26 protein-coding genes and 1 tRNA gene are annotated in these 25,925 nt (G+C 34.0%); 17 read left to right on the forward strand and 10 right to left on the reverse strand.

Translation table 11 applies throughout. The features are described 5' to 3' along the window. The first annotated feature begins 8 nt into the window (after positions 1 to 8). Positions 9 to 392 carry a hypothetical protein gene (locus IHE43_RS00755; protein ID WP_192186230.1) on the forward strand — a complete coding sequence of 128 codons (384 nt, stop codon included), beginning with the start codon at positions 9 to 11 and terminating at the stop codon, positions 390 to 392. A 44-nt stretch (positions 393 to 436) separates the two neighbouring features. Then, positions 437 to 922, forward strand: a complete 486-nt coding sequence (locus tag IHE43_RS00760) for a hypothetical protein (protein WP_192186231.1) — start codon at positions 437 to 439, stop codon at positions 920 to 922. Positions 923 to 1,176: 254 nt separating this feature from the next. Here IHE43_RS00760 and IHE43_RS00765 read toward each other — a convergent pair whose 3' ends face one another. Together IHE43_RS00765 and IHE43_RS00770 are read right to left on the reverse strand one after the other, a co-directional pair. Further along, positions 1,177 to 2,280 carry a glycosyltransferase gene (locus IHE43_RS00765; RefSeq protein WP_192186232.1) on the reverse strand — a complete coding sequence of 368 codons (1,104 nt, stop codon included), beginning with the start codon at positions 2,278 to 2,280 and terminating at the stop codon, positions 1,177 to 1,179. Next, entirely contained in the window at positions 2,277 to 3,203 is a 927-nt protein-coding gene (locus IHE43_RS00770; protein WP_192186233.1) for a lysylphosphatidylglycerol synthase domain-containing protein, read from the reverse strand. Before IHE43_RS00770 ends, IHE43_RS00765 begins: the two co-directional genes overlap by 4 nt. Positions 3,204 to 3,316: 113 nt before the next feature. Here IHE43_RS00770 and ruvC point away from each other — a divergent pair, with 113 nt between their 5' ends. The 8 genes from ruvC to IHE43_RS00810 all read left to right on the forward strand — a co-directional run bounded on the left by ruvC (position 3,317) and on the right by IHE43_RS00810 (position 9,342). Then, positions 3,317 to 3,871, forward strand: coding sequence for a crossover junction endodeoxyribonuclease RuvC (gene ruvC / locus IHE43_RS00775; protein ID WP_007804801.1), 555 nt, complete (start codon positions 3,317 to 3,319; stop codon positions 3,869 to 3,871). A 126-nt stretch (positions 3,872 to 3,997) separates the two neighbouring features. Continuing rightward, positions 3,998 to 5,131 carry a radical SAM family heme chaperone HemW gene (gene hemW / locus IHE43_RS00780; protein ID WP_192186234.1) on the forward strand — a complete coding sequence of 378 codons (1,134 nt, stop codon included), beginning with the start codon at positions 3,998 to 4,000 and terminating at the stop codon, positions 5,129 to 5,131. Positions 5,132 to 5,259: 128 nt separating this feature from the next. After that, complete coding sequence (locus IHE43_RS00785; RefSeq protein ID WP_192186235.1) at positions 5,260 to 5,637, forward strand: GxxExxY protein; 378 nt, start codon at positions 5,260 to 5,262, stop codon at positions 5,635 to 5,637. A gap of 77 nt (positions 5,638 to 5,714) precedes the next feature. Then, complete coding sequence (locus IHE43_RS00790) at positions 5,715 to 6,491, forward strand: cyclase family protein (RefSeq protein ID WP_192186236.1); 777 nt, start codon at positions 5,715 to 5,717, stop codon at positions 6,489 to 6,491. Between the two features lie 128 nt (positions 6,492 to 6,619). Beyond that, on the forward strand, positions 6,620 to 7,600 hold the full coding sequence (locus IHE43_RS00795) for a DUF4421 family protein (RefSeq protein ID WP_225585483.1): 981 nt from the start codon (positions 6,620 to 6,622) through the stop codon (positions 7,598 to 7,600). A 50-nt stretch (positions 7,601 to 7,650) separates the two neighbouring features. Continuing rightward, on the forward strand, positions 7,651 to 8,055 hold the full coding sequence (locus IHE43_RS00800; RefSeq protein ID WP_192186238.1) for a GNAT family N-acetyltransferase: 405 nt from the start codon (positions 7,651 to 7,653) through the stop codon (positions 8,053 to 8,055). A gap of 100 nt (positions 8,056 to 8,155) precedes the next feature. Continuing rightward, positions 8,156 to 8,524: an MmcQ/YjbR family DNA-binding protein gene (locus tag IHE43_RS00805; RefSeq protein WP_192186239.1), complete on the forward strand. Its 369-nt coding sequence runs from the start codon at positions 8,156 to 8,158 to the stop codon at positions 8,522 to 8,524. Positions 8,525 to 8,622: 98 nt separating this feature from the next. Further along, complete coding sequence (locus IHE43_RS00810) at positions 8,623 to 9,342, forward strand: PH domain-containing protein (protein ID WP_192186240.1); 720 nt, start codon at positions 8,623 to 8,625, stop codon at positions 9,340 to 9,342. Between the two features lie 132 nt (positions 9,343 to 9,474). Here IHE43_RS00810 and IHE43_RS00815 read toward each other — a convergent pair whose 3' ends face one another. Further along, positions 9,475 to 10,575 (reverse strand): DUF4407 domain-containing protein, encoded by a 1,101-nt coding sequence (locus IHE43_RS00815; RefSeq protein WP_192186241.1) that lies wholly within the window; start codon positions 10,573 to 10,575, stop codon positions 9,475 to 9,477. Positions 10,576 to 10,807: 232 nt separating this feature from the next. Here IHE43_RS00815 and IHE43_RS00820 point away from each other — a divergent pair, with 232 nt between their 5' ends. Together IHE43_RS00820 and IHE43_RS00825 are read left to right on the forward strand one after the other, a co-directional pair. Next, the gene (locus IHE43_RS00820) at positions 10,808 to 13,618 is read left to right on the forward strand and encodes a TonB-dependent receptor (protein WP_192186242.1); all 2,811 of its coding nucleotides are present in this window, start codon (positions 10,808 to 10,810) and stop codon (positions 13,616 to 13,618) included. Between the two features lie 72 nt (positions 13,619 to 13,690). Next, complete coding sequence (locus tag IHE43_RS00825) at positions 13,691 to 14,746, forward strand: phytase (protein WP_192186243.1); 1,056 nt, start codon at positions 13,691 to 13,693, stop codon at positions 14,744 to 14,746. Between the two features lie 149 nt (positions 14,747 to 14,895). On the opposite strand, the gene pckA is transcribed toward IHE43_RS00825, so the two are convergent. Both pckA and IHE43_RS00835 read right to left on the reverse strand, forming a co-directional pair. Further along, positions 14,896 to 16,500, reverse strand: a complete 1,605-nt coding sequence (pckA, locus tag IHE43_RS00830) for a phosphoenolpyruvate carboxykinase (ATP) (RefSeq protein ID WP_192186244.1) — start codon at positions 16,498 to 16,500, stop codon at positions 14,896 to 14,898. A gap of 205 nt (positions 16,501 to 16,705) precedes the next feature. Further along, on the reverse strand, positions 16,706 to 17,092 hold the full coding sequence (locus tag IHE43_RS00835; RefSeq protein WP_192186245.1) for a DUF423 domain-containing protein: 387 nt from the start codon (positions 17,090 to 17,092) through the stop codon (positions 16,706 to 16,708). Between the two features lie 192 nt (positions 17,093 to 17,284). On the opposite strand from IHE43_RS00835, the gene IHE43_RS00840 reads away from it, so the two are divergent. After that, entirely contained in the window at positions 17,285 to 18,649 is a 1,365-nt protein-coding gene (locus IHE43_RS00840) for a saccharopine dehydrogenase family protein (protein WP_192186246.1), read from the forward strand. 171 nt (positions 18,650 to 18,820) lie between these two features. On the opposite strand, the gene IHE43_RS00845 is transcribed toward IHE43_RS00840, so the two are convergent. Both IHE43_RS00845 and IHE43_RS00850 read right to left on the reverse strand, forming a co-directional pair. Then, positions 18,821 to 19,186, reverse strand: a complete 366-nt coding sequence (locus IHE43_RS00845) for an energy transducer TonB (RefSeq protein ID WP_192186247.1) — start codon at positions 19,184 to 19,186, stop codon at positions 18,821 to 18,823. 210 nt (positions 19,187 to 19,396) lie between these two features. Next, positions 19,397 to 20,785 (reverse strand): dipeptidase, encoded by a 1,389-nt coding sequence (locus IHE43_RS00850; RefSeq protein WP_192186248.1) that lies wholly within the window; start codon positions 20,783 to 20,785, stop codon positions 19,397 to 19,399. Positions 20,786 to 20,894: 109 nt separating this feature from the next. Between IHE43_RS00850 and IHE43_RS00855 the strand changes: the two genes are divergently transcribed. From IHE43_RS00855 to IHE43_RS00865, 3 genes are all read left to right on the forward strand, one after another. Further along, positions 20,895 to 20,976, forward strand: a tRNA-Leu gene (locus tag IHE43_RS00855). Positions 20,977 to 21,117: 141 nt separating this feature from the next. Continuing rightward, positions 21,118 to 22,053 (forward strand): hypothetical protein, encoded by a 936-nt coding sequence (locus IHE43_RS00860; protein WP_192186249.1) that lies wholly within the window; start codon positions 21,118 to 21,120, stop codon positions 22,051 to 22,053. Positions 22,054 to 22,123: 70 nt separating this feature from the next. Next, complete coding sequence (locus IHE43_RS00865) at positions 22,124 to 22,831, forward strand: FRG domain-containing protein (RefSeq protein WP_192186250.1); 708 nt, start codon at positions 22,124 to 22,126, stop codon at positions 22,829 to 22,831. A 97-nt stretch (positions 22,832 to 22,928) separates the two neighbouring features. On the opposite strand, the gene IHE43_RS00870 is transcribed toward IHE43_RS00865, so the two are convergent. Further along, positions 22,929 to 23,162 (reverse strand): hypothetical protein, encoded by a 234-nt coding sequence (locus IHE43_RS00870; RefSeq protein WP_192186251.1) that lies wholly within the window; start codon positions 23,160 to 23,162, stop codon positions 22,929 to 22,931. Positions 23,163 to 23,490: 328 nt separating this feature from the next. On the opposite strand from IHE43_RS00870, the gene IHE43_RS00875 reads away from it, so the two are divergent. Continuing rightward, positions 23,491 to 24,147, forward strand: a complete 657-nt coding sequence (locus tag IHE43_RS00875; protein WP_192186252.1) for a DUF1080 domain-containing protein — start codon at positions 23,491 to 23,493, stop codon at positions 24,145 to 24,147. Positions 24,148 to 24,310: 163 nt separating this feature from the next. Here IHE43_RS00875 and IHE43_RS00880 read toward each other — a convergent pair whose 3' ends face one another. Next, positions 24,311 to 24,970: an HAD family phosphatase gene (locus IHE43_RS00880; RefSeq protein WP_192186253.1), complete on the reverse strand. Its 660-nt coding sequence runs from the start codon at positions 24,968 to 24,970 to the stop codon at positions 24,311 to 24,313. Positions 24,971 to 25,671: 701 nt separating this feature from the next. Continuing rightward, positions 25,672 to 25,923 carry a GIY-YIG nuclease family protein gene (locus tag IHE43_RS00885; protein WP_192186254.1) on the reverse strand — a complete coding sequence of 84 codons (252 nt, stop codon included), beginning with the start codon at positions 25,921 to 25,923 and terminating at the stop codon, positions 25,672 to 25,674. Positions 25,924 to 25,925 lie beyond the last annotated feature (2 nt).

The following is a 25,925-nucleotide window of genomic DNA, read 5'->3' on the forward strand; positions in this document are numbered from 1 at the left end:
ATTAGACAATGCGCAGACTTTTAAAATTATTTTTTATTTGTTTTTTGATCTTTTCGATCAACGATATTGCATATGCACAAGTTAAAAAACTATCTGTTGGTGACCAATTACTTCAGGACAGTATTTATAAAAGTAATAAGAAAAAAGTATTAAATTTTTCGATAAAGGAATTTGATGCACTTTTCTTCGAGTATTTTAATCGAAAAAATGACCCGGGTATTACTTTAACAAAAACTGAGTTTTACAACTATACAGTTCAGATCGCTACTTTTTCAGATCGTTTGGCACATTTATATCCTGATCAGAAAGAAATTGCGGCAACAAACAAAGAAAAATGGCTTTCAGAAAACTACGAAGAATATTTGCAATACAAAGCATCTCAAAAAAAATAATCGTATTTTTATAATCTAATTCGTTTACAATCAATATTAAGGCCTTGAAGCAGTTTCCTATTTTTTTAGTTTTTATCCTTTTCAATTCTTGTCAATATCTTGACAAGCAGATTCCGTCTGAAAAAGAATTACTTCAAAAAGAATTAAAAGCAATTAACTGGAAAGAAGTTGACGAATATCCGTCAGTTGCCGAATGCGAAAAAATAGCCGACAAAAAACTGCGCCAGCAATGTTTTTTTGAGGTTATGGGACAACTCATTGAAGCGAAATTAGACATTGATACTTTGTCAATCCTATACCCGGAACTTGACACGATTGAAGTTAAAGTAACCGTTTTCCCGAATGCAACGATGAAATTCGAACCTCAGTTTCCTAAAGATTCTGTTGCTTATGATACCATCAAAATCGACAGTATTCTGCACGCTCGTTTAGTTGATTTCCCAAAAGTGAATCCGGCAATTAAACGTGGAATTCCGGTTAAAACACAATTTATTTTGCCTGTTATTATCAAGGCTAAAGATCAGAAATGATTTTTTTTCACCATATAAGTGATATAAGATCATTTAATTACTAGTTTTTTTTAGGAGCTTTTTACTTCGTCAGTCGCTATCGCTCGTGCCCTGCTGTCCTTCCAAATCTTTTGTGTCCGCCGCGACGGACACAAAAGGATTTTCCCTCCCATCAGGGCTAGGGCACTCTTTTTCAAAAGACATTTAGTTTATTTGTCATCCCAAGAAACAAAGGATCATACGATTACCCTTTTTAATTGTTGGAATTTAAAATTTTAAACTTTAAACCTTCTTCCCTTCCATTCATAAGAACCAAATAAACTATACAAAACCACAGCCGAACTAAAAAAAGGATAAAGCAAACTGCTTAAAAACAAGCTTTTTATTCGGGTGCTCGTCAAAAATTGATTCGTGATATAAAGCAAACCAAAATCTATCCCGAATTTAAAAAAGGCAAACAACACAAAAATTGGATACGACCAAATTCCGAATAGTAAAAAGAAAAATCCAATTACAAAACTTAGATTTCCGAAAAAAACAATCAATCCCAAGGACTTTCCAAAACTGCTTTTATACGAACTTGTTTTGGCTGCCCAGCGCACTCTCTGATAAAATAACGATTTCCAATTTTCTGTTGGCTTTGTAATTACGATCGCTTCTTCTGCTTTTAAATAATGAACTTCTCCCGGGAATTCCTCTACTGCTTTTTGAAGTAAAAAAACATCGTCACCACTTGCAATTTTATTGTTTCCATCAAAACCATTAAGCTTTTCAAACAATGATTTTGTGTAGGCAAAATTAGCTCCATTACACATAAAAGCTTTATTAAGTCCGAAGCTTCCAATGGTTGTGCCTTGCAAACTCGTTAAATCTAATTGCTGAAAATGATGCAAGAACGAATTTTTACATTCATATGAAACGGCGCTCGCAAGCATTGAAACCTGATTTTCCTGAATATAATTATCGAAGGTTAAAAGCCAGTTTTGAGGAACAATACAGTCGGCGTCAGTCGTAATAACCCAATTGGTTTTTACATGTTGCATCGCGGTTGAAATAGCATCTTTTTTAGGAGAATTTGACACCCTAATGTTATCTACAATCTTAACTTGGAATTTGCAATTTAAAATTTGGAATTTCTCTCGAGAGTTATCATCAACTAAAATTACTTCGAATAAATCTGTTGGATAATTTAGTTTTGAAAAGCTATTTAAAAGATTTGGAAGATTCTCTTCTTCATCCCGAAATGGAACTATAATCGTAAAACTAGTTTGCGGTTTTAAATCTGTTTTTTGATATTTTTTTATTCGGCTAAAACCAAAAATCAACAGAGCAATGCTGCAACAGTAAATGGCTAATATGACAAATAATACCAAAATCATTCGGCAGTTTTTGTTTTAAAATTCAACACATAATAACTTCCCCAAACCACTGGTAAAACCACATTTAAAAACCACATTAGCGTACTTATAAAAACAACAATCCATTCGTTTACATGCAAAATTCCGAAGAAATAAACCGCAACACTTCCTTTTACAGCAAAATCTAAAAACTGAAAGGTCGGTAATGATGAAGCTAAAAAATATACAACCGCAATCGTCGAAATCAAGGTTAAATAAGGCAAATCAACATCAAAAGCCAAAAACAAAAAGTAATATTGATGCGAGAAAACCAAATATCTTAAAATCCCCAAAAGAATATTTTTACGATGAATTGGTTTCGGAATTTCATTGATTTTCTGAATTAGTTTTTCAATTGAATATCCTTTGATTTTTATTTTTTTTAAGAAAATAGAAGAAAGAAGAAAGAAGAAAGATAATGCGATTATTACCAGAACCCATTTCCAATATCCGAGAAAAAGCAAGCCGATTGTTCCGAAAATCACTGTCAAAATCATCTGGATTCCGTTGCAGATTAAATTCAGAAAAACCACATTTTTAGCTTCAGATTTTGGGTAATACAACGCTTTTCCGGCGTACTCTCCTACTCCATTTGGTGTGAAAATTCCGGCTGTTAACGCCGCTAAAACTTGTTTTGTGGCTTCTCCTAGCGAAATTTCATGAATAACTTTAGCCAGATTCTGCCATTTTAAAATCTCGAAATACCTATTCAAAACACTCAAAAGCAATATAAACCCAATTCCTAAAACCGATTGATTTTTACGAAACAATACAATGAACTTCTGCCAATCGAGTTTATCGTTGTTGGCAAGCTGATTGTAAATAAAATAAAATGCACCGCCTACAATCAAAAGTTTGATCAGAAGAACGAGGAATTGCTTAGCTTTGTGAGGAATTGAAATCATGCCGCAAAAGTAATCAATTTGAAAATGTGGCAATTTGAAAATGAGAAAATGAATTAGAATCAATTTTCAGCAAACTTTCAACCTGAAACTTCAAACTTGAAACAAAAAAACACTTGACAAAAGAACGCATCATATTAGGTATTGACCCAGGAACCACAATCATGGGTTTTGGATTGATTAAAGTCACCAATAAAAAAATGGAGTTTTTGCAGTTGAACGAATTGCAATTGTCCAAATACGACAATCATTACCAAAAACTAAAAATCATTTTTGAGCGTACCATCGAATTAATCGAAACGCATCATCCTGACGAAATTGCCATTGAAGCACCTTTCTTCGGAAAGAATGTTCAATCGATGTTAAAGCTTGGACGCGCACAAGGCGTTGCCATGGCCGCGGGACTTTCAAGAGATATTCCGATTACTGAATACGAACCCAAAAAGATAAAAATGGCCATTACCGGAAACGGAAATGCCAGCAAAGAACAAGTCGCGAAAATGCTCCAACAGCTATTAGGTTTGAAAGAATTGCCTAAAAACCTGGATTCAACCGATGGTTTAGCGGCCGCAGTTTGTCATTTCTTTAATTCCGGAAAAATCGTAGCCGGAAAAAGTTATTCAGGTTGGGATGCTTTTGTGAAACAAAATGAAGACAAAGTGAGGAAATGAGAAAATGTGCCAATTAGAAAATTAGATAATTCTTGTATCGTACATTTTTTAATTTTCTAATTTATTAATTCTTTTTTGGCTAACAATCTCATTATCTAATTGTCGCATTATCTAATTATCTAATTAATGAGTGGTATCTACATCCATATTCCTTTTTGCAAGCAGGCTTGCCATTACTGCGACTTTCATTTTTCGACTTCGATAAAGAAGAAAGATGAGATGGTTTTGGCTTTGTCCAAGGAAATTATCATGCGCAAAAATGAGTTTGAAAATGATGTAGTTGAAACTATTTATTTTGGTGGCGGAACTCCTTCCGTATTGACAAATGAGGAAATAAGCTTTCTAATCTCAGAAGTTTATAAAAACTACAAAGTCTCCGAAAATCCGGAAATTACGCTTGAAGCCAATCCGGACGATTTATCTTCAGAACGAATTTTTGAATTATCAAAAAGCCAAATAAACCGTTTGAGCATTGGAATTCAGTCTTTTTATGAAGAAGATTTAAAGATGATGAATCGCGCTCATAATTCGGCGGAAGCCAAAAAATGTTTAGAAGAAGCAACCAAATATTTCGATAATATCTCGCTTGATTTGATTTACGGAATTCCGGGATTGACCGATGAAATGTGGAAACGAAATATTGAAACTGCTTTGAGTTTTGGCATTCCGCATATTTCGAGTTATGCCTTGACTGTTGAACCAAAAACGGCTTTGAGAAAATTAATCGATACCGGAAAAATTGCTGAACCACAAGACGAAGTGGCTTCAAATCATTTTATGATTTTGGTCGATACACTTCAAAAAAATGGTTTTATTCATTATGAATTATCGAATTTTGGGAAAGAGAATTATTTTTCCAGAAATAATTCGGCTTATTGGCTTGGTAAAAAATATATCGGAATTGGCCCATCAGCCCACAGTTATGACGGCGAAAAAAGAGGCTGGAATATTGCGAATAATTCACTTTACTTAAAATCTATTCAGGAAAATGTTTTACCGATAGAAACTGAGATTCTGTCAAAATCAGATCGTTATAATGAATATATTATGACGGGATTAAGAACGATTTGGGGTGTTTCGTTAGAACGAATTGAAAAAGAATTTGGTTTGGAGTATTTAAATTATTTGAAAAAACAAAGTCAGAAATTCTTAAATGATGATTTGCTTTCGATTGAAAATAATATTCTAAAACCAACTGCAAAAGGAAAATTCCTGACAGATGGAATTGCAAGTGATCTGTTTTACTTAAATTTGGAATGAAAGCTTAACCGCAAGGTTCGCTAAGGGTTTACGCAAAGGGCGCAAGTTTTTTAAACCATAAGAATAATCTTATTTTTTTACATTTTAATTGTATTTTTACAAATCTTAAAATACAATTAAATTTACTTATGTCAGAGAATGAATTATCAAGAATTGTTTTTGATTGTGCCTTAAAAGTTCATCAAACTTTAGGACCCGGACTTTTAGAAAGCGCTTATGAAGAATGCCTTTTTTTTGAATTAAAGAAGACAGGTTTAAGAATTGAAAAACAAAAGCCATTACCATTAATTTACGAAGAAATAAAACTAGAAATTGGTTATCGATTAGATATCATAATCGAAAATAAATTAATTTTGGAAATAAAATCAGTCGATGCCTTAAATGAAATTCATTTTGCTCAACTATTGACTTATTTAAAATTAACGGATTGCAAATTAGGTTTATTGCTAAATTTTAATGTCATTTTAATAAAAAATGGAATTAAGAGAGTTGTAAATAAACTATAGATTCTAAATTTAAAAAGCAAAAAATAAACCTTGCGAACCTTGCGTAAACCCTTAGCGACCCTTGCGGTTAAATAATCATGCTAGCAAAAATCAACAACTTCGAAATCGACTTATCAAAACCCATTGATATTTCAATTCCGTTAACCAATACAGACGAAAATCCGATTGCGTGGTATATCGAAAAACCGGTTATCGAACCTGTAGTTTTTGGTGACTGGATTGGAAATGTTTCTGAAGGAAAATCTTCAACTAACTTCAATAATATTTTCTTTAATCCTCATGGGCATGGAACGCATACGGAATGTTTCGGGCATATTACAAATGATTTTTACAGCATTAATCAGGCTCTAAAGCAGTTTTTCTTTTTTGCCAAATTGATTACCGTTGAACCTGAAAAGATTGGAGAGGATTTAGTTATAGCCAAAGATCAAATTGAAAGAGCAATGATCACTTCGACTCCGCTAAATGTGACAACCGAAGCTTTAATTATCAGAACGCTTCCAAACCAAAAAGAAAAGAAATCAAGAAAATATTCCAATACAAATCCGCCTTATTTATCTGAAGATGCTGCGATTTTCATCCGCGAAAGCGAAATTCAGCATTTATTGATCGATTTGCCAAGCGTTGACAAAGAGCATGACGAGGGAAAATTATTGGCTCATAAAGCATTTTGGAATGTCAAAGACACGCATCAGTTAAATGCCGACGCACGACTCAATGCAACAATTACTGAAATGATTTTTGTTCCCAACGAAATTCAGGATGGAGATTATGTTTTAAACCTGCAAATCGCCTCTTTTGAAAACGATGCAAGTCCGAGTAAACCTATTTTATATTCTGTAGTAAATTATTGATTATTAATTAGTAGTTTTATATTAGTACTAATTTAAGTAACTTTTTCGAATTGAAAACAGCTAATAGACAAAGCGTAAATCAGAAAAATCAACCTGCATTTATACGTGTCTTTTTGGTCGCTTTTTTCTTGAATTTCACTGCAGTATTTAGTCAGAACGAGAAACCCAAAGACACTGCAAATTTTATTTATTATCCTGACAAAATAATGGTGAGGGCAAATATGAGTACTCAAAGTGACAACTATTTGCTTAATAGTAAAAATGGAACAAATCTGAATCTCGAGACTAATAACAGCTACAAACTTTTTCTAAGTGTCGATTATAAATTTATCGGTTTCAGTTACGGATTTTACCCGAAGTTTTTCGGTGGAAATAAAGACGAAGATCTGAAAGGAAAATCTTCTTTTTCGGATTATAACTTTCGTTTCTTTTTAGGCCGCTGGCTTCAAACGGTAAATTATAGTAAAACAAAAGGTTATTATGTGGCGAATATGTCTGAATTTGACCCCACATGGGTTGAAGGAAAAGACCCATATCTTCAATTTCCGGATTTTAAAACCATGCAATTCGGAATGTCAACATCTTATCTTTTCAATCCTAAATTTTCGCTAAAAAGTATCACCTCATTTACCGAATGGCAAAAAAAGAGTGCCGGTAGTTTTCTTCCATCCCTAATTTATAGCTACAACACGATTCGATCAAAATCAGATGATCTTGACGGAAAACAAAAAGAGTTTGATCTTAAGCTAGCGGCAGGATATTACTATAATTTTATTATTCATAAGCGATTTTATGTTGCGCCTAATTTGTCTCCTTCGCTTGGTGTAAAATTCATAAAGGATAAAAGTAAAGATGCTGGAGTAGAAAGTATTGAAAAAAAAACATACTTTACCCGAAATCTTGACGGAGGCATAAAGATGGGGTACAATTCGGATCGAATACTTTTTGGAGCCAGTTTAAATTTCAGCGTTAGTTCTTATAATGAAGATAAAAACAATGTTATTAGTAATGATAAAGTTTATGGATTATTGTATTTTGGTTACCGTTTTAATGCGCCGGGTTTTATTGCAAAACCTGTAGAAAAAATTGACGATAAAATTAAAATGTAAAATACTAAACTGCTTTAAAAACGGTTTAGACTATTGAAATTCCAAAAATCATGAATCAAATTACTGTTTCGACCGATAAAAACAAACTTGATGTTCCCTTCATTCAAAACTTTTTAAAAGATATTTATTGGGCCGCCGGAAGAACTATTGAAGAAGTTCAGACGACCATTGATGCTTCGGTTTGTTTTGGAATTTACTTAGACGACAAACAAATTGGTTTCGCACGCGTTATTACAGATTATGTGGTTTTTGGATATGTAATGGATGTTTTTATTACAGAAGAACATCGTGGCAAAGGCTATTCGTCTATTTTAATCGAGAATATGATGAACGAACCAATTTTAAAAGACATTCAAATTTGGAGATTGGCTACAACTGATGCTCATTTTTTATATGAGAAATTTGGTTTTAAGGCTTTGGAACATCCTGAAAAAATGATGGAAAAGAAAATTTAACAACACAAATTTCACTAATTTACACGAAATTATTTTGCTTTGCACATAATTCGGATTGGTAAAAATTTGTGCAATTCGTGTTTAATTTATATTTAAGAAAATGAATCTAGAAACGTATTATGAATATTGTCTGTCGAAAAAGGGTGTCAGTGAACATTTTCCTTTTGATGAAGACACTTTAGTTTTTAAAGTGGGCGGAAAAATGTTTGCTCTATCTTCCTTATCGCAATGGGAAAAGAACGAACCATCCGTCAATTTAAAATGTGATCCTGAACGTGCCCAGGAATTGCGAGCCGAATATGATGAGATAAAACCAGGTTTCCATATGAGTAAAGTGCATTGGAATACTGTCACTTTGAACGGAAATTTATCGATCGCTTTTGTGAAAGAACTCATTGATCATTCGTATGAATTGGTTTTCAAAAGTTTGACAAAGAAAATTCAGAATGAAATTATCGACCCGAGGTAATTTTTTTACCGAACTGGCGGAGCAATTAGAAAATTAGGCATTACATTTGCAGCATCAGTCAAAAACTTAGCAACTCAGTTACTTAGCAATTTATCAACATGAAAGAACAATTTAAAAAATTTCTAAACGAAGAACAAGATCCAAAAGCGATTGAAAAAATCACCTCAAAACTCAATGATTTATTGATGAAAGGTGAAGAAGTTGGATATATCGCGGTTCAAAAAAAACCAGCAATTACTGTTTTTCCAGATAGCATTGTATTAACAAACAAAAGAATTATTATCTGCAAGCCTAAAAATTTAGGTCTTTCGATGGACTTTACAGATTACACCTGGGACGAAATTGTTGGGACTTTTGTAAAAGAAAATATTTTAGGTTCAGAGTTTTCTTTTTCTACCAAAACTGATATTCAGGTTTCAATAGATTACATTCCTAAAATTCAGGCAAGAAAAATCTATACGTATGCTAAAGAACAATTGGATATTTTAAAAAATCCTGCAGCAACTTCAGCGCCAGTTACAGAAACTGCACAACTAATTGAAGACGAAACTGATTTTGAAGAAGATGAAATCGAAGAAGTTGAAGCAGAAGAAGTAACGAATTTTGCTGAAATTATGCCAGCAACAACGCCTTCTTACACAGAGACTTTTGAGCCAATTCAGCCAACGCAACCTTCAACAGGAGAACGCAAATTAAGTGAATTATCTAAAGAAGAACTTTTTGATAAATTGCAGAATTATAAAAAACTTCTTGATAATGGATTGATCATGCAAGGTGAATATGATGCGTTCAAAAAAGAGATTTTAAGTTATATGTAAGTCTTAAAGTCGAAAGTCTTAAAGTTTACTTTGTCTAAAATAAAAAAGCCAGAAATAGAAAATTCTATTTCTGGCTTTATCTTTTTAAATCTGTACTGCGGCTTTATGACTTTTGACTTTAAGACTTTCGACTTATAAAGTAGCCTTCTGTTTTTCTACAAAACTATTCGATTGCAGTTCTAATAATTCTGTTGCATTTTTGCGTTGCAGATCATATAAACTTTTATCTTGTGCAATATCAGCATAAACTCTATCATGCATTTCGGCGCTTGTTTTCTTGAGCAATTCACGTTGATATTTGTTTTGTTCTAACGTCGCTTTCATAGCCGTTTCAGCTTCTTCCTGTTTGATGTCAAATTCACCTTTTGGTGCTAATAATTTGGCAATAATAGGAGAAGTTTCAATCGCCAGAAACAGTAACATTATAAAAAACGATGGCATCCATGGCAATTTATTCAAAGCATTAATTCGGGCCATTAAGCCATCAAACCCTTCAATAATGGGTTGCGTTTGCGAAACTTTTTTATCCAAATCGGCTTGTAATTGTTTGCCTGTTTTTTCCTTCTCAGCAATTTTTGCTTCGTTGATTGTTTTTAAATCAGCAAATTCTTTTAAAGAGGCGTCGTGTTTTTCTCGTTTCTCTTTATAAACTGGTCCTTTTCCTAACCTCTTAGTTCCGGCAGTTCCTTCCGCTTCGGTAATGTAAGTGGAATATAAAGCGTTTACTTCTTTTTCTTTTTTCAGAATATCTGCTTTTAAAGAAGCAATTTCAGCTTTGTTTTTATCTAAATCCGATTTGAAATAATTCCCAACTTGTTTTTTATTGGCCAATTCCATTTCGTTTTTTTCCTTCAATAAAACGGTATTGATTTCTTTTTCAAAAATTTTAATTTCCAATGGTTTCGAAATTACGATCGCAATAATAATCGCCAATATAATTCGGGGGGTCGCTTGCAGAAATTCATCCATAAAACGATCTCTTTTTTTGATAGTCGAAACAATAAATCGGTCTAAATTGAAGATTAACAAACTCCAGACAAATCCAAAAATTAAGGCAGGATAAATAGAATCAAAAACAGTAAAAAGTGCGTAGGCGCTGGCAAGGAAAGCCATAACTGCGGTAAAAAAAACGGTGGCTCCAATACCAACATATTTGGTTTGTTCGCCTTCTGAACAGCCTTCAAGAAGATCTCTGTCGGCGCCAGAACAAAGGATAAAAAATTGTTTTAACATGATTGATGATTTTTGATTGATTGATAGGGCAAATTTAACGCCAAAAATTTAATTCTAAGGTAAATAGTTGATTTGTTTTTACTTGCGACTAGATTATTTAGGTTTAATTAAAGTTATTTAAACATTAATAAGTTTGTTTTTTATAAGATTAATCATAACAGTATGTTAATTTCTATGAAGGGTTTTAGTAACACTAAGGTTATAGTTTCGCAACAAATCAAACTAAACCAAAATGAAAAAAATTTATTTATTACTAACTTTTATGTTATTTGCCTTTTCAGGTTATGCTCAAAAAGCGATAATTTCCGGAAAAGTATTAGATATTGATGACAAACTTCCCTTACCAGGAGCAATGATTCAGATTGTAGGCGAAAACAAATACACTGTTTCAGATTACAATGGCCGTTTTGAATTGCTAAATATTAATGAAGGAACTTACCAGGTACAAGTAAAATATATAGGATACACCGCTATAACTCAGGAAATCAAGGTAGAAGCAGGAAAAAATAATGTTATCGATTTTGCACTTAAAACTTCAGGAACAGAATTGAACGAAGTAGTTGTTGGAGACATTTTAAAAGGTCAGGCCAAAGCGCTGAATCAACAAAAAAATAATAAAAACATCGGAAACGTAATTTCATCGGATCAAATGGGTCGTTTTCCTGATGCTAACGTTGGAGACGCTTTAAAACGTGTTCCGGGTATCACGATGCAGAATGATCAGGGCGAGGCTCGTAACATTATTATTAGAGGTTTAGCTCCGTCATTGAATTCAGTAACTTTAAATGGAGACCGAATTCCATCGGCAGAAGGAGACAACAGAAACGTGCAAATGGACTTGATTCCGTCTGATATGATTTCGACTATTGAAGTAAACAAAACCTTAACTTCAGATATGGATGCCGATGCAATTGGAGGTTCTGTAAACTTAATTACAAGAGCAACTCCAAATGGCGAAAGAATTTCTGCAACACTTGCGGGAGGTTATTTGCCAATACGTGAACATGCTTCTTACACGGCAGGATTAGTTTACGGAAATCGTTTTTTAGACAATAAATTAGGAGCCGTTTTCAGCGGATCCTATAATAATGTAGATTACGGATCTGATAATATTGAAAACGAATGGGTAAAAGATGATTTCGGAAATGAATATTTACAAGCTTCTGAAGTTAGAAAATACGACGTACAACGTATTCGCCGAAGCGGTTCTGTGGCTTTAGACTATAAGTTTGATGAAAACAATACGATTTTCGCTAATGCCATTTATAATTGGAGAGACGATAGAGAAAATCGTTTCAGAACTACTTATGATGACATCGAACCTATTTATAACGGTGAAGAAATCACTGGTTTTGAAGGACGCGTAAAACGCCAGACAAAAGGTGGAGTTGACAATAGCAGAAACAAAAACAGAAGATTAGAAGATCAGCGTGTTCAGAATTATTCGATTCGAGGAGAACATTTAATCAACTCTAAATTAGACTTAGACTGGTCCGCCAATTACGCAAAAGCGAGAGAATATCGCCCGGGAGAACGTTACATCGAATACCGTCAAAAAGGCTTAGAAATGATGGAAGATTTATCTAATCCAAGATTTCCCTTAATGACAACTGTTGGCGAATCAACAGATGAATTTGAATTTGATTCTGTTACCGAAAATACAGATGAGACAAGTGAAAGTGAATTTGGAGCAAAAATTAACATTCGTTTTCCTTTCACGATTATTCCATCTGAAAAAGGGAGATTAAGAACCGGTCTTAGACTTCGCTTGAAAGAAAAAGAAAGAAATAACATGTTCTATTCTTATGAGCCAATCAATGACGGAATGGAATTATTATCTGAAATTCCAACCAGTTATTATGATGGAAAAAACTTTAATCCGGGAAGTAAATATGTACCGGGAACTTTTGCTTCGGCTAATTTTTTAGGAAGTTTAGACTTGAACAATCCTGCTTTATTTGATAAAGAAGCAAGCCCATCAGAATATCTGGCGGTTAATTACAACGCTAAGGAAAATATTTATGCGGCTTATGTAAGATGGGATCAGGATTTTAATGACAAACTTTCGATGGTTTTAGGTTTCCGTTTAGAGAACACTCATATTGATTATACAGGAAACAGGGTTTTGGACGAAGAGGAATTAGAAAGTCAAATCAACAATACAAACTCTTACACTAATTTATTACCAAGTATTTCATTTCAATATAATGCTACAAAAGATTTAGTTTTAAGAGCGGCCGCTACAACAGCTTTGGCCCGACCAAACTATTATGCATTGGCTCCTTATGTAAATAATATTGCTGCAGACAAAGAAATTACAGCTGGAAATCCAGATCTTGACGCAACATATTCATACAATTATGATTTCATGGCAGAGAATTATTTCAAATCAGTTGGATTAATTTCCGGAGGTGTTTTCTACAAAAGATTAAATGATTTCATTTACAATTACAGTGATAATCAATATGACAGCGTAAAATTTGCCAGCGATTTTCCAAATCAGAACAATCCAATTCCGGTTGGTGAAAACTGGTCATTTGTCCAATCAAGAAACGGAGACAAAGTTGATGTTTACGGTTTTGAAGTTGCCTTTCAGCGTCAGTTAGATTTCTTGCCTGGTAAATTTTTGAAAGGATTTGGAATCTATTTGAACTACACTTATACAAAATCTAAAGCAAAAGGAATTGCTGATGAAGATGGAAATGAAAGAAACGACATAAGCCTTCCGGGAACAACTCCACATATGTTTAACGGATCATTGTCTTGGGAAAACAAACGTTTTTCTGCGAGAATTTCAACCAATTTCACATCAGATTATTTAGATGAATTGGGTTCTGAGTCTTACAAAGACAGTTATTATGACAAACAATTTTTCTTAGATGCAAATGCTTCTTATAAAATCACAAAACAACTTCGCGTTTTTGCTGAAGCCAACAACTTAACAAACCAACCGTTGCGTTACTATCAGGGAGTTGAAGCGCACACCAAACAAGCAGAATACTATCAGGCCCGATACAATTTGGGATTGAAATTTGACTTGTAATAATCCTTTATAAAATTCTTAAATTAGACAGGGCTTATCGGTTCTGTCTAATTTTATTCAAATGAAACTCAAATGAAAAATAAATCTATAATCACTTTTTTACTTTTAAGTGTTTTATTCATTTCTTGTAAAGATGATAAATTAGCGCCTGTTTCTAAAAATGCAGTTAAACCAACAACGGTTACGGAAGCTTTGCCTCATGATACAGATGATCCTTCAATCTGGATTCATCCAACTGATGCTACAAAAAGTATTATAGTTGGAACCGATAAAGATACCGATGGCGGTTTGTACGCATTTGATTTAAATGGAAAAATTGTCGGTAAATCAGAAGTTTTAAAACGCCCGAATAATGTTGATATCGCTTATAGTTTACTAATTGATGGAAAAAAAGTGGACATTGCTGTTACAACAGAACGTGAAAGCAACAAAATCAGAATCTTCAGTTTGCCTGATTTAAAACCAATTGACAACGGCGGAATTCCCGTTTTTGAAAACGAAGAATTACGCGACCCAATGGGAATTGCATTGTACACACGCAAAAGCGATGGTAAAATTTTTGCCGTTGTAGGCAGAAAATCCGGACCTTCAGGGAGTTATTTATGGCAATATGAACTTTCCGGAAACGGAAAATTTGCAACTGCAAAAGTAGTCCGCAAATTTGGCTCCTATAGCGGAAAGAAAGAAATCGAAGCTATTGCGGTTGATAACGAATTGGGAACTATTTTATATTGTGACGAGCAATTTGGAATCAGAAAATACAAAGCTGATCCTGCATTAAAAGACAATAAAGAAATGGCATTATTCGGAAAAACGGGCTTTACAGCCGATAACGAAGGAATCGCGATTTACAAAAAAACAGATTCTACAGGTTATATTTTAGTATCTAACCAGCAAGCCAATACTTTTATGGTTTATCCGAGAGAAGGTGCAAAAGGCAATGCGAATAATTATCCTTTATTGGCAGAAATTCCAACTTCAACAATTGAATGCGATGGTGCTGATGTTACCAGCATTAATTTGGGAGGAAAATATAAAAACGGACTTTTTGTAGCCATGAGCAACGGAATGACTTTTCATTATTATGCATGGGATTTGATGCAGCAACGTATCGACGGGAAGAAATAGTTTTCAGTTTTCAGTCGCAGTTTTCAGTTTCTTAACTGTGACTGAAAACTGAGACTGAGACTGAGACTGAGACTGAGACTGAGACTGAGACCAAACAAAAAAGCTGTTCATAACGAACAGCTTTTTTTAGTTTGAATTAGTAATTTTCCTTATTCCGTTTTTGGCGCTCCGGCCAAGATTTCTTCGTTTGCAAACTCTTCAAATTTGGCAAAATTCGCTTTGAATTTTTGAGCCAATTCGATTGCTTTTTTATCGTACAACTCAGGATTTTCCCAAGTATTTCTAGGATTTAAAATTTCGCTTGGAACATTCGGGCAAGATTGTGGTTTTGCAATTCCAAACACTGCATGATTTTTATATTCTACGTTGTCTAATTCTCCGTTTAATGCAGCGGTAATCATGGCACGCGTGTATTTTAATTTCATACGGCTTCCTGTTCCGTAGGCTCCGCCTGTCCAACCTGTGTTGATCAGCCAAACTTTTACATTTGCATCTTTCATTTTTTTAGTCAGCATTTCTGCATAACGTGTTGGGTGCAAAGGCATAAATGGCGCTCCAAAACAAGCTGAAAAGTTAGGTTGTGGTTCTGTTACACCAGCTTCAGTTCCGGCAACTTTTGCAGTATATCCTGAAATAAAATGGTAAGCAGCCTGACCTGGAGTCAATTTTGAAATTGGAGGCAAAATTCCGAAAGAATCCGCCGTTAAGAAAAATATATTTTTAGGATTGTGGCCAATAGAACCTGGCTGAATATTATCAATATGTGTTATTGGGTAACTTACACGTGTATTTTGAGTGATCGAAACATCATCATAATCAACTTCGTTTGTTCCCGCTTTGAAAACCACATTTTCTAAAAGCGCTCCTTTTTTGATTGCTCTAAAAATGTCCGGTTCATTTTCTTCAGATAAATTAATCACTTTTGCATAACAACCGCCTTCAAAGTTAAAAACAGTGTTTTCAGCAGTCCATCCGTGCTCGTCGTCACCAATTAATTTACGTGCAGGGTCTGCAGATAAAGTTGTTTTTCCTGTTCCTGATAATCCGAAGAAAATGGCAGTATCACCACCTTCACCAACATTGGCGCTGCAGTGCATTGGTAATGTATTTTCGAAAACCGGCAAAATGAAATTCAAGGCTGAGAAAATACCTTTTTTCATTTCTCCTGTATATCCTGTTCCGCCAATAAGAGCTACTTTTTTAGTAAAATCTAAAATCGCAAAATTAGACTGACGTGTTCCGTCTACAGCAGGATCTGCCATAAAACTTGGCGCACAAATTACAGTCCATTCCGGAGTAAAGTTGGCTAATTCAGACTCTTCTGGTCTTAAAAACATATTGTAGCAAAACAAATTCGACCAGGCCGTTTCTGTTACTACTCGAACATTTAATCTGTAATTGGCATCTGCACAAACGTATGAATCGCGTACAAATACTTCTTTATTTGATAAAAACTGCGTTACTTTATTATATAATTTTTCAAAAGCTTCTGATGAAAACGGAATATTTACATTTCCCCACCAAACTTTATCTTCAGTAATACTATCTTTTACAATAAAACGATCCTGTGGAGAACGTCCTGTAAACTCGCCTGTATTGATCGCCAATGCGCCTGTAGCGTTTTCGACACCTTGTCCTGATTGCACTGTAATAGCATGCAGTTCATCCGCAGATAATTGATAGTGAACTTTAGCATTTTCAATTCCTAATCCGTTTAACGAAATCGATTGCGAGAAAAGTGTGTTAGTGTCCATAATTTTGTAGTTGTGTATATTATTTTTTGAGTACAAAAACATTCTTAATTCTGATTCTTAAACACTTATATTAAAGAATACTGAATTGTTATATTTTTTATCGATAACGACAAAAAGGAATAAAAATTCACAGAAGTAAAGTTTTATGTTATTTATGATACAAAATTAAAGATTAATTTTTAGATAGAATTTTTTATTCTGTATTTTATGATTTTTGCTTAAAAATACTAACGAATAATGCCAACCAAGCGAGAATTAATAGAAGACCGCCGAAAGGTGTTGCGAATACGATAATTTTAGAATCGAATAATGTAAGGTTTTTTGTAGCTAATAAATAGATCGAACCACTAAACAGAACGACACCGGCAACCGTTAAATTATAGATTGTTTTTAAAGCTTTAGGAGTAAACTCTTTTCGGGTTGAAAGAAAAAGCAAAAAGAAAGCATGATACATTTGGTAACGAACTCCGGTTTCAAAAGTAACCAGTTGCTCCACCGATAAATATTTTTTTAGAAGATGTGCTCCAAAAGCTCCCAAAATAATAGCTAACATTCCAATAAATGCACCAGTGAGTATGATCCTTCTTTTCATAATTTTCTATACTTTTAATTTTAAAACAAAAATACTTCAAAGTATTCAAAAAGCTTTTTACTTTCTAAAATCTTTTTGCGGAAAAAGAATCCTTTACTTTTTTGTCAGAAATAAAAAAGAATTCATTTTTTTAAATCATTTCAATTGTTATATTTGTAACAATTTAATATATTTGTGTTATATATTTAAAACATGAGAAGCATTTTAATTATCGGAGCCGGAAGATCAGCCTCTTCCTTGATACGTTATTTACTATCAAAATCAGAAAGCGAAAATCTACATCTTATTGTAGCCGACTTATCATTGGCTTTAGCCGAAAAAAAGACAGAAAACCATCCTAATGCTACTCCAATTGCTTTAAACATATTTGATACCGACGAAAGAAAAGCCGCGATAGAAAAAGCCTCTATCGTGATCTCGATGTTGCCGGCTCATTTACATATAGAAATTGCAAAAGATTGTCTTCAGTTCAAAAAACATCTTGTAACCGCTTCTTATATAAGTGATGCAATGCAGGCACTTGATGAAGAAGCTAAAAAAAACAATCTGATTTTCATGAATGAAATTGGTCTTGATCCCGGGATCGATCATATGAGTGCCATGAAAGTTATTGATGAAATTAGATCAAAGGGCGGAAATATGCTGCTTTTTGAATCGTTTTGTGGCGGCTTGGTAGCCCCGGAATCAGATAATAATTTGTGGAATTACAAATTTACCTGGGCGCCAAGAAATGTAGTATTAGCGGGTCAGGGTGGTGCAGCAAAATTTATCCAGGAAGGTACTTATAAATACATTCCATACGGAACTTTATTTCGTAGAACGGAGTTTCTTGAAGTAGAGGAATACGGTAAATTTGAAGCCTACTCCAACCGTGATTCGCTTAAGTATCGCTCTATTTATGGATTGGATGATATTCTGACTTTATATCGGGGAACGGTCAGAAGAGTTGGTTTTTCGAAAGCCTGGAATATGTTTGTCCAATTAGGTATGACAGACGACAGTTACATCATGGAAGATTCTGAAAACATGAGTTACCGACAATTTACAAACTCCTTCTTGCCCTATCATCCAACAGATTCTGTTGAAATTAAAACACGATTGATTTTAAAAATTGATCAGGACGATATTATGTGGGACAAACTTTTGGAACTGGATTTATTTAATCCGGACAAAAAAGTGAATTTACCGAATGCCACTCCTGCTCAAATATTAGAAAAAATATTGTCTGACAGCTGGACATTAGCACCAGACGACAAAGATATGATTGTGATGTACCATAAATTCGGTTATGAATTGTATGGTGAGAAAACACAAATCGATTCGAAAATGGTTTGCATTGGAGACGACCAAACCTATACTGCGATGGCAAAAACTGTTGGACTTCCGGTGGCTATAGCTACATTATTGATTTTGAATGGAAAAATCACAACTCCCGGTGTACAGCTTCCTATTAAGAAAGAAGTTTATTTGCCTATTTTAAAAGAATTAGAAGAGTATGGTGTTGTTTTTAACGAACAAACCATGCCTTACTTTGGATATAATCCGGACCTGTTTTAGTTCTGATTACTTTTTTTTTGAGAATTTTTTTTTTAGTTTTTAATTTTATCCGCTTCTATGATGCAAGAAGCGGATTTTTTATTTTTGAGGTTCAATGGTGCAGAGGCTTCTCTTTATGACTGAACCTTTGAACCTTTGTCCCTCTGCACCTTTGTTCCTTTTTTTTAAAACTTATTTTGCTGCCTGAATCGTTATTGGCAAACTATACATTACCCGAACAGGACTTCCCTGATAAGTTGCAGCGGTCCATTTCGGGCTAAGTTTTAAAACTCGAATTACCTCATCACCTATTCCGTATCCGGCATCTTTTAAGGTTTTAATATCAGATAAACTTCCATCTTTTTCAATGATGAATTGCATGTATGCTTTTCCTTCAATTTTATTTTTCACGGCATCCGTTGGTGTTTTAAAGTTAGAACCAATGAATTTATAGAACTCAGGAAGGCCTCCTGGAAATTCAGGCATATTTTCAATATCAGCCATCATGTAAAGATCTTTTTCTTTAACATCAGATTTATTAGTTAATTTCTGAGCCATAGTTTTTGTACTAAAGACAAATAATAATAAAACATACACTACACCTACACTAAACACTTTTAGTACAGGAGCGGTATCTCCGGATTTAGCAGATAGCCCGACCAAAGGGAACGCCCATAAAAAAATCCGTTCATTTCTGAACGGATTTAGAATATTTATAATCTTTACAAAGAATCTAAACTTAAAACTTAGCGCCTTCGTGGCAAAACCTTATTTACTTAATTCCACAAAATACTTGTAAAACAACGGAATAGTTTCAATTCCTTTTAAGTAATTGAAGATTCCGAAATGCTCGTTTGGTGAGTGAATTGCATCAGAATCTAATCCGAATCCCATCAAAATGGTTTTGCTTTTCAGTTCTTTTTCGAACAAAGCTACAATCGGAATACTACCTCCTGAACGAACCGGAATTGCAGGAACTCCAAACGTTTCTGTGTATGCTTTATTGGCTGCCTGATATCCAACACTGTCAATTGGCGTTACATAACCCTGACCTCCGTGGTGCGGCGTCACTTTTACCGTAACTCCGGCCGGTGCAATGCTTGTGAAATGTTTAGTAAAAAGTTCTGTAATTTCATGCCAATCCTGATTTGGAACCAAACGCATGGAGATTTTAGCAAAAGCTTTGCTCGCAATAACCGTTTTTGCTCCTTCGCCCTGGTAACCACCCCAAATTCCGTTTACGTCTAACGTTGGACGAATCGAGTTGCGTTCGTTGGTTACATAGCCTTTTTCGCCGTAAACATCGTTTAGGTCTAACGCTTTTTTATATTTTTCTAAACTGAAAGGTGCTTTTGCCATTTCAGCTCTTTCTTCAGTCGATAATTCCTGAACTTTATCGTAGAAACCCGGAATCGTAATATGATTGTCTTCGTCGTGTAATGAAGCAATCATTTTTGCCAAAATATTAATTGGGTTCGCCACAGCTCCACCGTATAAACCTGAATGCAAATCGCGATTCGGACCTGTAACTTCAACCTCAACATAACTCAAACCTCTTAAACCTGTCGTAATTGACGGTTGTTGATTCGAAATCATTCCAGTATCTGAAATTAAAATCACGTCGTTTTTTAGTTTTTCCTGATTGCGTTCTACAAACCAGGCTAAACTTGCCGATCCTACTTCTTCTTCTCCTTCAATCATGAATTTTACGTTACAAGGCAGAGTGTTGCTTTGTACCATATATTCTAACGCTTTTACGTGCATGTACATTTGGCCTTTGTCATCGCAGGCACCACGCGCGAAAATGGCTCCTTCGGGATGAATTTCGGTTGTTTTGATAACAGGTTCAAATGGTGGCGATGTCCATAATTCCATTGGATCTGGTGGCTGAACATCATAATGTCCGTAAACTAAAACGGTAGGTAATTTTGGGTCGATTATTTTCTCTCCATAAATAATTGGATAACCCGGAGTGTCGCAAGTTTCGACAAAATCGCAGCCTGCTTTTGATAAACTTTCTTTCACAGCCTCTGCTGTGTCGATAACATCTTGCGAATATGCGGTGTCGGCACTTACTGACGGAATTTTTAATAATTCGATCAATTCATTGATAAACCGATCTTTATGTTGTTGAACGTATGCCTTAATGTTTTCCATTTAAATGATTTTTATAGAATTTCAAAAATACAAAAAAGAGAATTAATATTTTTTTTGAAAAATTTCTTTGAATATTCGAAGTTATGCTTATCTTTGCACCCACAATTACGCGGATATGGTGAAATTGGTAGACATGCCAGACTTAGGATCTGGTGCCGCAAGGCGTGTAGGTTCGAGTCCTATTATCCGCACTGAAAAAGCTTCTGAGATAACTCAGGAGCTTTTTTGTTTTTGGGCTCTTCTTCTATGCAATATATTTTTGAAAATTAAATCCTTGCTTAAATTTCATAAGAATTGTTTTCTATATTTGATTAAATCAATAAATCGTAAACATGAGTGAAATTAAGTTAGAAGAATTCCTAAAGAATTATCCCTTATATAAACCATTTAAAATTGTAGAAAATTATCAGGCTAAAAATCCTGTTTATAATAAACCTTACGCTTTTAAAGGGGAAACTTTCATGTATTATTGTGAAAATGAAAAATCGGAAAAAACTTTTGAATTAGAACTTCCATCAAGTTCAAAACATTGGTGGGGAATTCAAGACGGAAACAAAATACCAGAAAATTTATTCGACAATAAAGAACATTTAAACTTTACTGAACACTTCTTGGGGCGTTGTAAATCTTGCAAAACTTATAAAATTGAACTCACCTTACACATTTGGAGTGATGCTAAAATTCCTGCAACTCAACTTTATAGTTTTTCTGGTCCCCCTGGAAGTGCAAACAATAATGAATTCGATGGAGTTACGGCTAATATTTTTATTGAAAAAGTTGGAATTTTACCTGAACAAATTATAAATGTAGACTCTGAAATTAAAAAGCATTTTGATAGGGAAACAAATAATTGGTATTTTAAAGCTTGTAAATGTATACAACAAAACTATGGAATTGGAGCATTTGCTTATTTTAGAAGAATTATTGAAAAAGAACTAATTACCATTGTGAAAGAGATTTCAGAATTAGATGTTGCTGATTCTCAAATAAAAAAGCTTTACGAAGAATACATCTCTACTAATCAAGTATATTCAATCTATGAAAATATATTTGAGTTTCTACCAAAATCGTTACAGTCATTGGGAATTAATCCAATTAAAACTCTTTATAATCAAACATCAGAAGGCCTACATTCTCTAGATGAACAAGATTGTTTGGCTAGGGCATCGAGTATTGATTTATTATTGAAATTTGTAATAAAGAAAATAAACGAAGAGCAATCTGAAATTTTAAAAGTGAGAGAAGCAATTAAAAATTTAAGGCTATGATAATGTGATTGAATTAATTTAAGGAAATTTGACAAAAATAAGCACAATAATATAGCCATTTAATAGAAAAATGATAAAAGCTCGTATTAAATCATTCAAAGATTTTTTAAATCACATCGAAGACATTGAATTAATGGATTACGATATTAACCTCTTTCGTGGTCAATCATCCAATAATCCCTTGTTACCTTCAATTTGTAGAGAAAATCCAAGAATTGATACCACACAAATTGAAAAAAAAATGTTAGCGGATTTTAAGCGTCGTTCTCCTTTATTAATCATGAAGACTTTTGAAAACGATTGGGAATGGTTAGTGTATGCTCAACATTTTGGATTGAAAACCAGATTGCTAGATTGGAGCAGTAACCCATTAGTGGCTCTATGGTTTGCTTGTCAAAATGAATATACCATTAAAGAGAACTCATACTTATATATCTTATCATGTGATGAAGATTTACAAGTAGACTTATCAAAAAATCAATCTCCCTTTGACAGTTCTAGCACAAGGATCCTTAGACCTAATTTAAACAATGAAAGAATTGTTTCTCAATCTGGATGGTTCACCGCTCACAAATATTCAAAAAAAAGTAAAAAATTTGTTACTTTGGAGACTAATTCAAAGATAAAAACAAACTTAACAGAGATTGAAATTCCTTCTAGTATAAAAAAAGATATACTTAATAAATTATCATTGTTTGGTGTAAACAATCGAACAATATTTCCAGATATAAATGGTTTAAGTATGCATTTAAATTGGAAATACCTAGTGAAAAAATAGACAAATCTCCACAGGCTGAGCACGCACTGTTGTCGAGTTACTTGCGAAGATTTCTCGTTCCTCGAAATGACAAACTGTGCGCAAAACCAACCATACTTCACTCAACCTCCAAATAAGGATCTAAAACTTCTGCCAATTTATTCAACCAATAAAAATTATCTTCGAGATTGTTGAATTCAGTTTCTACAGTTTCGCATCCTTTAATTGCGCATAACGAAAGAACATAATTTACTTGTCGTATTGTCTTTGCCATTTCTTCAGGATCAATAGTCTTTGTGAAAAATTCTATTAACCTGATTTCAGTTTCTTTTGAAAAGCTATTTTCATTCATAATCTCAATTTTTATATTACAAAAATCATGAGATTTAATTCTAAATTGAACTCATATATGCGTTCAATTCTATTTTATTTTTCTTTATGCAAAAAATCAAATTTCGGCTAAAGCCTTTCTTTTCAAACATAAATAACCCCCAGTTAAAACTGGAGGCTATTCAATTACGTCCATTTTTTTTTAAATGAACTTATATTTCTTATATGGTTTAAAAACCATTTCAAAACAAAAAAACAGAAAAGTCTATTTTTTATATTAGCGGGTATCCTTATTTTTACTTTATTAAATCACCAATCGGGTTAATCTACTTCGTTTTAAACTTTTACATATGTTCAAAAAATCATCTTTTGCTATTATTGTTCTTTTTATTTTAAGTTCCTGTGCCGTTCAGCAAAAAAACTTAGAAATAAGCGATTGGTACGCTTTTACAAAAACAAATACAGCACAACAGGAACCATCAACAGTGTATGAGTTCGCAGACGGAATGATTCGCATGCATGGAAATGACAATAGCTGTTTGATGACCAAAAAAAGCCATAAAAATTTTGAACTCACCTTAGAATACAGATGGAATTTGGAAGAAAAATACAAAACAACCAGCACAAAAAACAGCGGTGTAATGTATAATATTCCTTTAGACGCCTCTGACAAAATCTGGCCAAAAGGAATCCAATTTCAAATAAAAGAAAACACTACTGGTGATTTTATCTTTTTGGATCAGGTAACGGCAAAAGTAAATGGAAAATTAATTGAAGCCGGTGCAAGTGTTGTTTCTCCAAAGTTTTTAGCCAACGAGAATCCGTATGGTGAATGGAATTCTGTTGTTATTAAATCTTTCAACGGAAAAATCACGCAATATTTAAATGGCAAATTGGTAAATGAGTGTACGGATGCTTCTTCGATAGAAGGTAAAATTTCTTTGAATTATGAGCGCTCGCCGATTGATTTTAGGAATATTACGATAAAAGAGATTTCGAAAGAATAAAGCTAAATTCGTTTATTTGTCATTCCGAGGAACGAGGAATCCCCACACGCTGAGCACGCACTGTTGGCGAGTTTCTTGCGGGGATTCCTCGTTCCTCGGAATGACAAACTTTGTGTTAATTGGAATTTGGTCCCGAGGCTTCGGGATAAAAATTGGAATTTTATTATCCCTTCAACAACTCTATTATCTTATCCACATTCACCTCACTATAATCATTAATATAAAAGTCACACGGAGGTAATTGTTCTTTTGTATGCGTACTCAAAACACCAACCACTTTCATTCCGGCATTTAAGCCCGCTGTAACGCCCGAAAAAGAATCTTCGAAAACAATACAGTCTGATGGAGCAACACCAACACGTTTGGCAGATTCTAAATAAACTTCCGGATTTGGTTTATGCGCTTTCACATCTTCGCTTGACATCATCGAATCCATTTTGTCTGCGATTTTTAATGTACTTATGATCAGGTCAAGATTCGCGCGCGGTGCCGATGTAGCAACAGCGGTTTTAAAACCTCGGGATTTCAATTCGTTTAAAAAATCCAGATAATGCGGAATCGTTTCGACTTTGTCTTTATAAACTTCACGAAACATTCCCTCTTTTTCGTCTTCCAGTTTTGTTAGCTCTTCTCCGGTAATGGGACGCTTGAAGAAATGCGTCATTATATAACCATTATGTTTTCCGTACATATGTTCTTCAAACTCTTGTTCTGAATGCCGAATTTCATATTTATCGAAAAATGCCTCGAAAGCTTTTGCATGATGTGGATTGGTGTGACAAATCACGCCGTCCATATCAAAAATAACACATTGCTGCTTCATTATAAATTTTGTTTTTAACGGTCGCAAGATAGGGCAATAAAGGGTTATTTCACAGAGATTCGCAGAGGTTTTTCGCAGAGATTCGCGAAGATTTGTTATTAAATAATTGATTAACCATATAGTTTGTCATTTCAAGGAACGAGACTCGGGCGATAGTGAATGGCAAAGCAAATCTCCACGAGAAGCTCGACAAAGATTGGATTTTCGTTGCGGAGTATAAATTTTGTTTTTAACGGTCGCAAGATAGGGCAATAAAGGGTTATTTCACAGAGATTCGCAGAGGTTTTTCGCAGAGATTCGCGAAGATTTGTTATTAAATAAATTGATTAACCATATAGTTTATCATTTCAAGGAACGAGACTCGAGCGATAGTGAATGGCGAAGCAAATCTCCACGAGAAGCTCGACAAAGATTGGATTTTCGTTGCGGAGTATAATTTTTGTTTTTAACGGTCGCAAGATAGGGTAATAAAGGGTTATTTCACAGAGATTCACGGAGATTTGTTATTAAATAAATTGATTAACCATTGCAACCCTTGCGTAAATCTTAGCGCTCATTGCGGTTAAGTTCTAAATTCCTATAAAAAACAAAAATGCCTTTCCGTTAAGAAAGGCATTTTTAAATATTGTCTCGTTCTTAAAACGAGGACTCGAACCCGTCTCGTCCCTGGACGAGATGCCAGGCATGTATTCTAACCAACCTTACGTTTCTTTCTGATCCTTAATTAAAGCCTCGAGTGATTTTCTATTTAACTTTTTCAATCTCAATTCTTCAATCAAAGCTTCTTTTTTAGTTTCAAATGCCCTCGAATAAACCAACTCCCATGGTCCTTTATTAGAAGTATATTTACTTCTATTTTCATTATGATACAATAATCTTTGAACAATATTTTCACTAAAACCTTTGTAATAAACATCAAAAGTTTTAGAATAAATTATATAAACGTAAAACATAA

The sequence above is a fragment of the Flavobacterium sp. MDT1-60 genome (assembly GCF_014844035.1).
In the GTDB taxonomy this organism is placed as follows: Bacteria; Bacteroidota; Bacteroidia; order Flavobacteriales; family Flavobacteriaceae; genus Flavobacterium.

Coding starts and splice junctions, on each gene's coding strand:
- IHE43_RS00755 (WP_192186230.1), top strand. CDS start 9: ATGCGCAGACTTTTAAAATTATTTTTTATTTGTTTTTTGATCTTTTCG.
- IHE43_RS00765 (WP_192186232.1), bottom strand. CDS start 2,280: ATGATTTTGGTATTATTTGTCATATTAGCCATTTACTGTTGCAGCATT.
- IHE43_RS00770 (WP_192186233.1), bottom strand. CDS start 3,203: ATGATTTCAATTCCTCACAAAGCTAAGCAATTCCTCGTTCTTCTGATC.
- hemW (WP_192186234.1), top strand. CDS start 3,998: ATGAGTGGTATCTACATCCATATTCCTTTTTGCAAGCAGGCTTGCCAT.
- IHE43_RS00785 (WP_192186235.1), top strand. CDS start 5,260: ATGTCAGAGAATGAATTATCAAGAATTGTTTTTGATTGTGCCTTAAAA.
- IHE43_RS00790 (WP_192186236.1), top strand. CDS start 5,715: ATGCTAGCAAAAATCAACAACTTCGAAATCGACTTATCAAAACCCATT.
- IHE43_RS00800 (WP_192186238.1), top strand. CDS start 7,651: ATGAATCAAATTACTGTTTCGACCGATAAAAACAAACTTGATGTTCCC.
- IHE43_RS00805 (WP_192186239.1), top strand. CDS start 8,156: ATGAATCTAGAAACGTATTATGAATATTGTCTGTCGAAAAAGGGTGTC.
- IHE43_RS00810 (WP_192186240.1), top strand. CDS start 8,623: ATGAAAGAACAATTTAAAAAATTTCTAAACGAAGAACAAGATCCAAAA.
- IHE43_RS00815 (WP_192186241.1), bottom strand. CDS start 10,575: ATGTTAAAACAATTTTTTATCCTTTGTTCTGGCGCCGACAGAGATCTT.
- IHE43_RS00820 (WP_192186242.1), top strand. CDS start 10,808: ATGAAAAAAATTTATTTATTACTAACTTTTATGTTATTTGCCTTTTCA.
- IHE43_RS00825 (WP_192186243.1), top strand. CDS start 13,691: ATGAAAAATAAATCTATAATCACTTTTTTACTTTTAAGTGTTTTATTC.
- pckA (WP_192186244.1), bottom strand. CDS start 16,500: ATGGACACTAACACACTTTTCTCGCAATCGATTTCGTTAAACGGATTA.
- IHE43_RS00835 (WP_192186245.1), bottom strand. CDS start 17,092: ATGAAAAGAAGGATCATACTCACTGGTGCATTTATTGGAATGTTAGCT.
- IHE43_RS00840 (WP_192186246.1), top strand. CDS start 17,285: ATGAGAAGCATTTTAATTATCGGAGCCGGAAGATCAGCCTCTTCCTTG.
- IHE43_RS00845 (WP_192186247.1), bottom strand. CDS start 19,186: ATGGCTCAGAAATTAACTAATAAATCTGATGTTAAAGAAAAAGATCTT.
- IHE43_RS00850 (WP_192186248.1), bottom strand. CDS start 20,785: ATGGAAAACATTAAGGCATACGTTCAACAACATAAAGATCGGTTTATC.
- IHE43_RS00860 (WP_192186249.1), top strand. CDS start 21,118: ATGAGTGAAATTAAGTTAGAAGAATTCCTAAAGAATTATCCCTTATAT.
- IHE43_RS00865 (WP_192186250.1), top strand. CDS start 22,124: ATGATAAAAGCTCGTATTAAATCATTCAAAGATTTTTTAAATCACATC.
- IHE43_RS00870 (WP_192186251.1), bottom strand. CDS start 23,162: ATGAATGAAAATAGCTTTTCAAAAGAAACTGAAATCAGGTTAATAGAA.
- IHE43_RS00875 (WP_192186252.1), top strand. CDS start 23,491: ATGTTCAAAAAATCATCTTTTGCTATTATTGTTCTTTTTATTTTAAGT.
- IHE43_RS00880 (WP_192186253.1), bottom strand. CDS start 24,970: ATGAAGCAGCAATGTGTTATTTTTGATATGGACGGCGTGATTTGTCAC.
- IHE43_RS00885 (WP_192186254.1), bottom strand. CDS start 25,923: ATGTTTTACGTTTATATAATTTATTCTAAAACTTTTGATGTTTATTAC.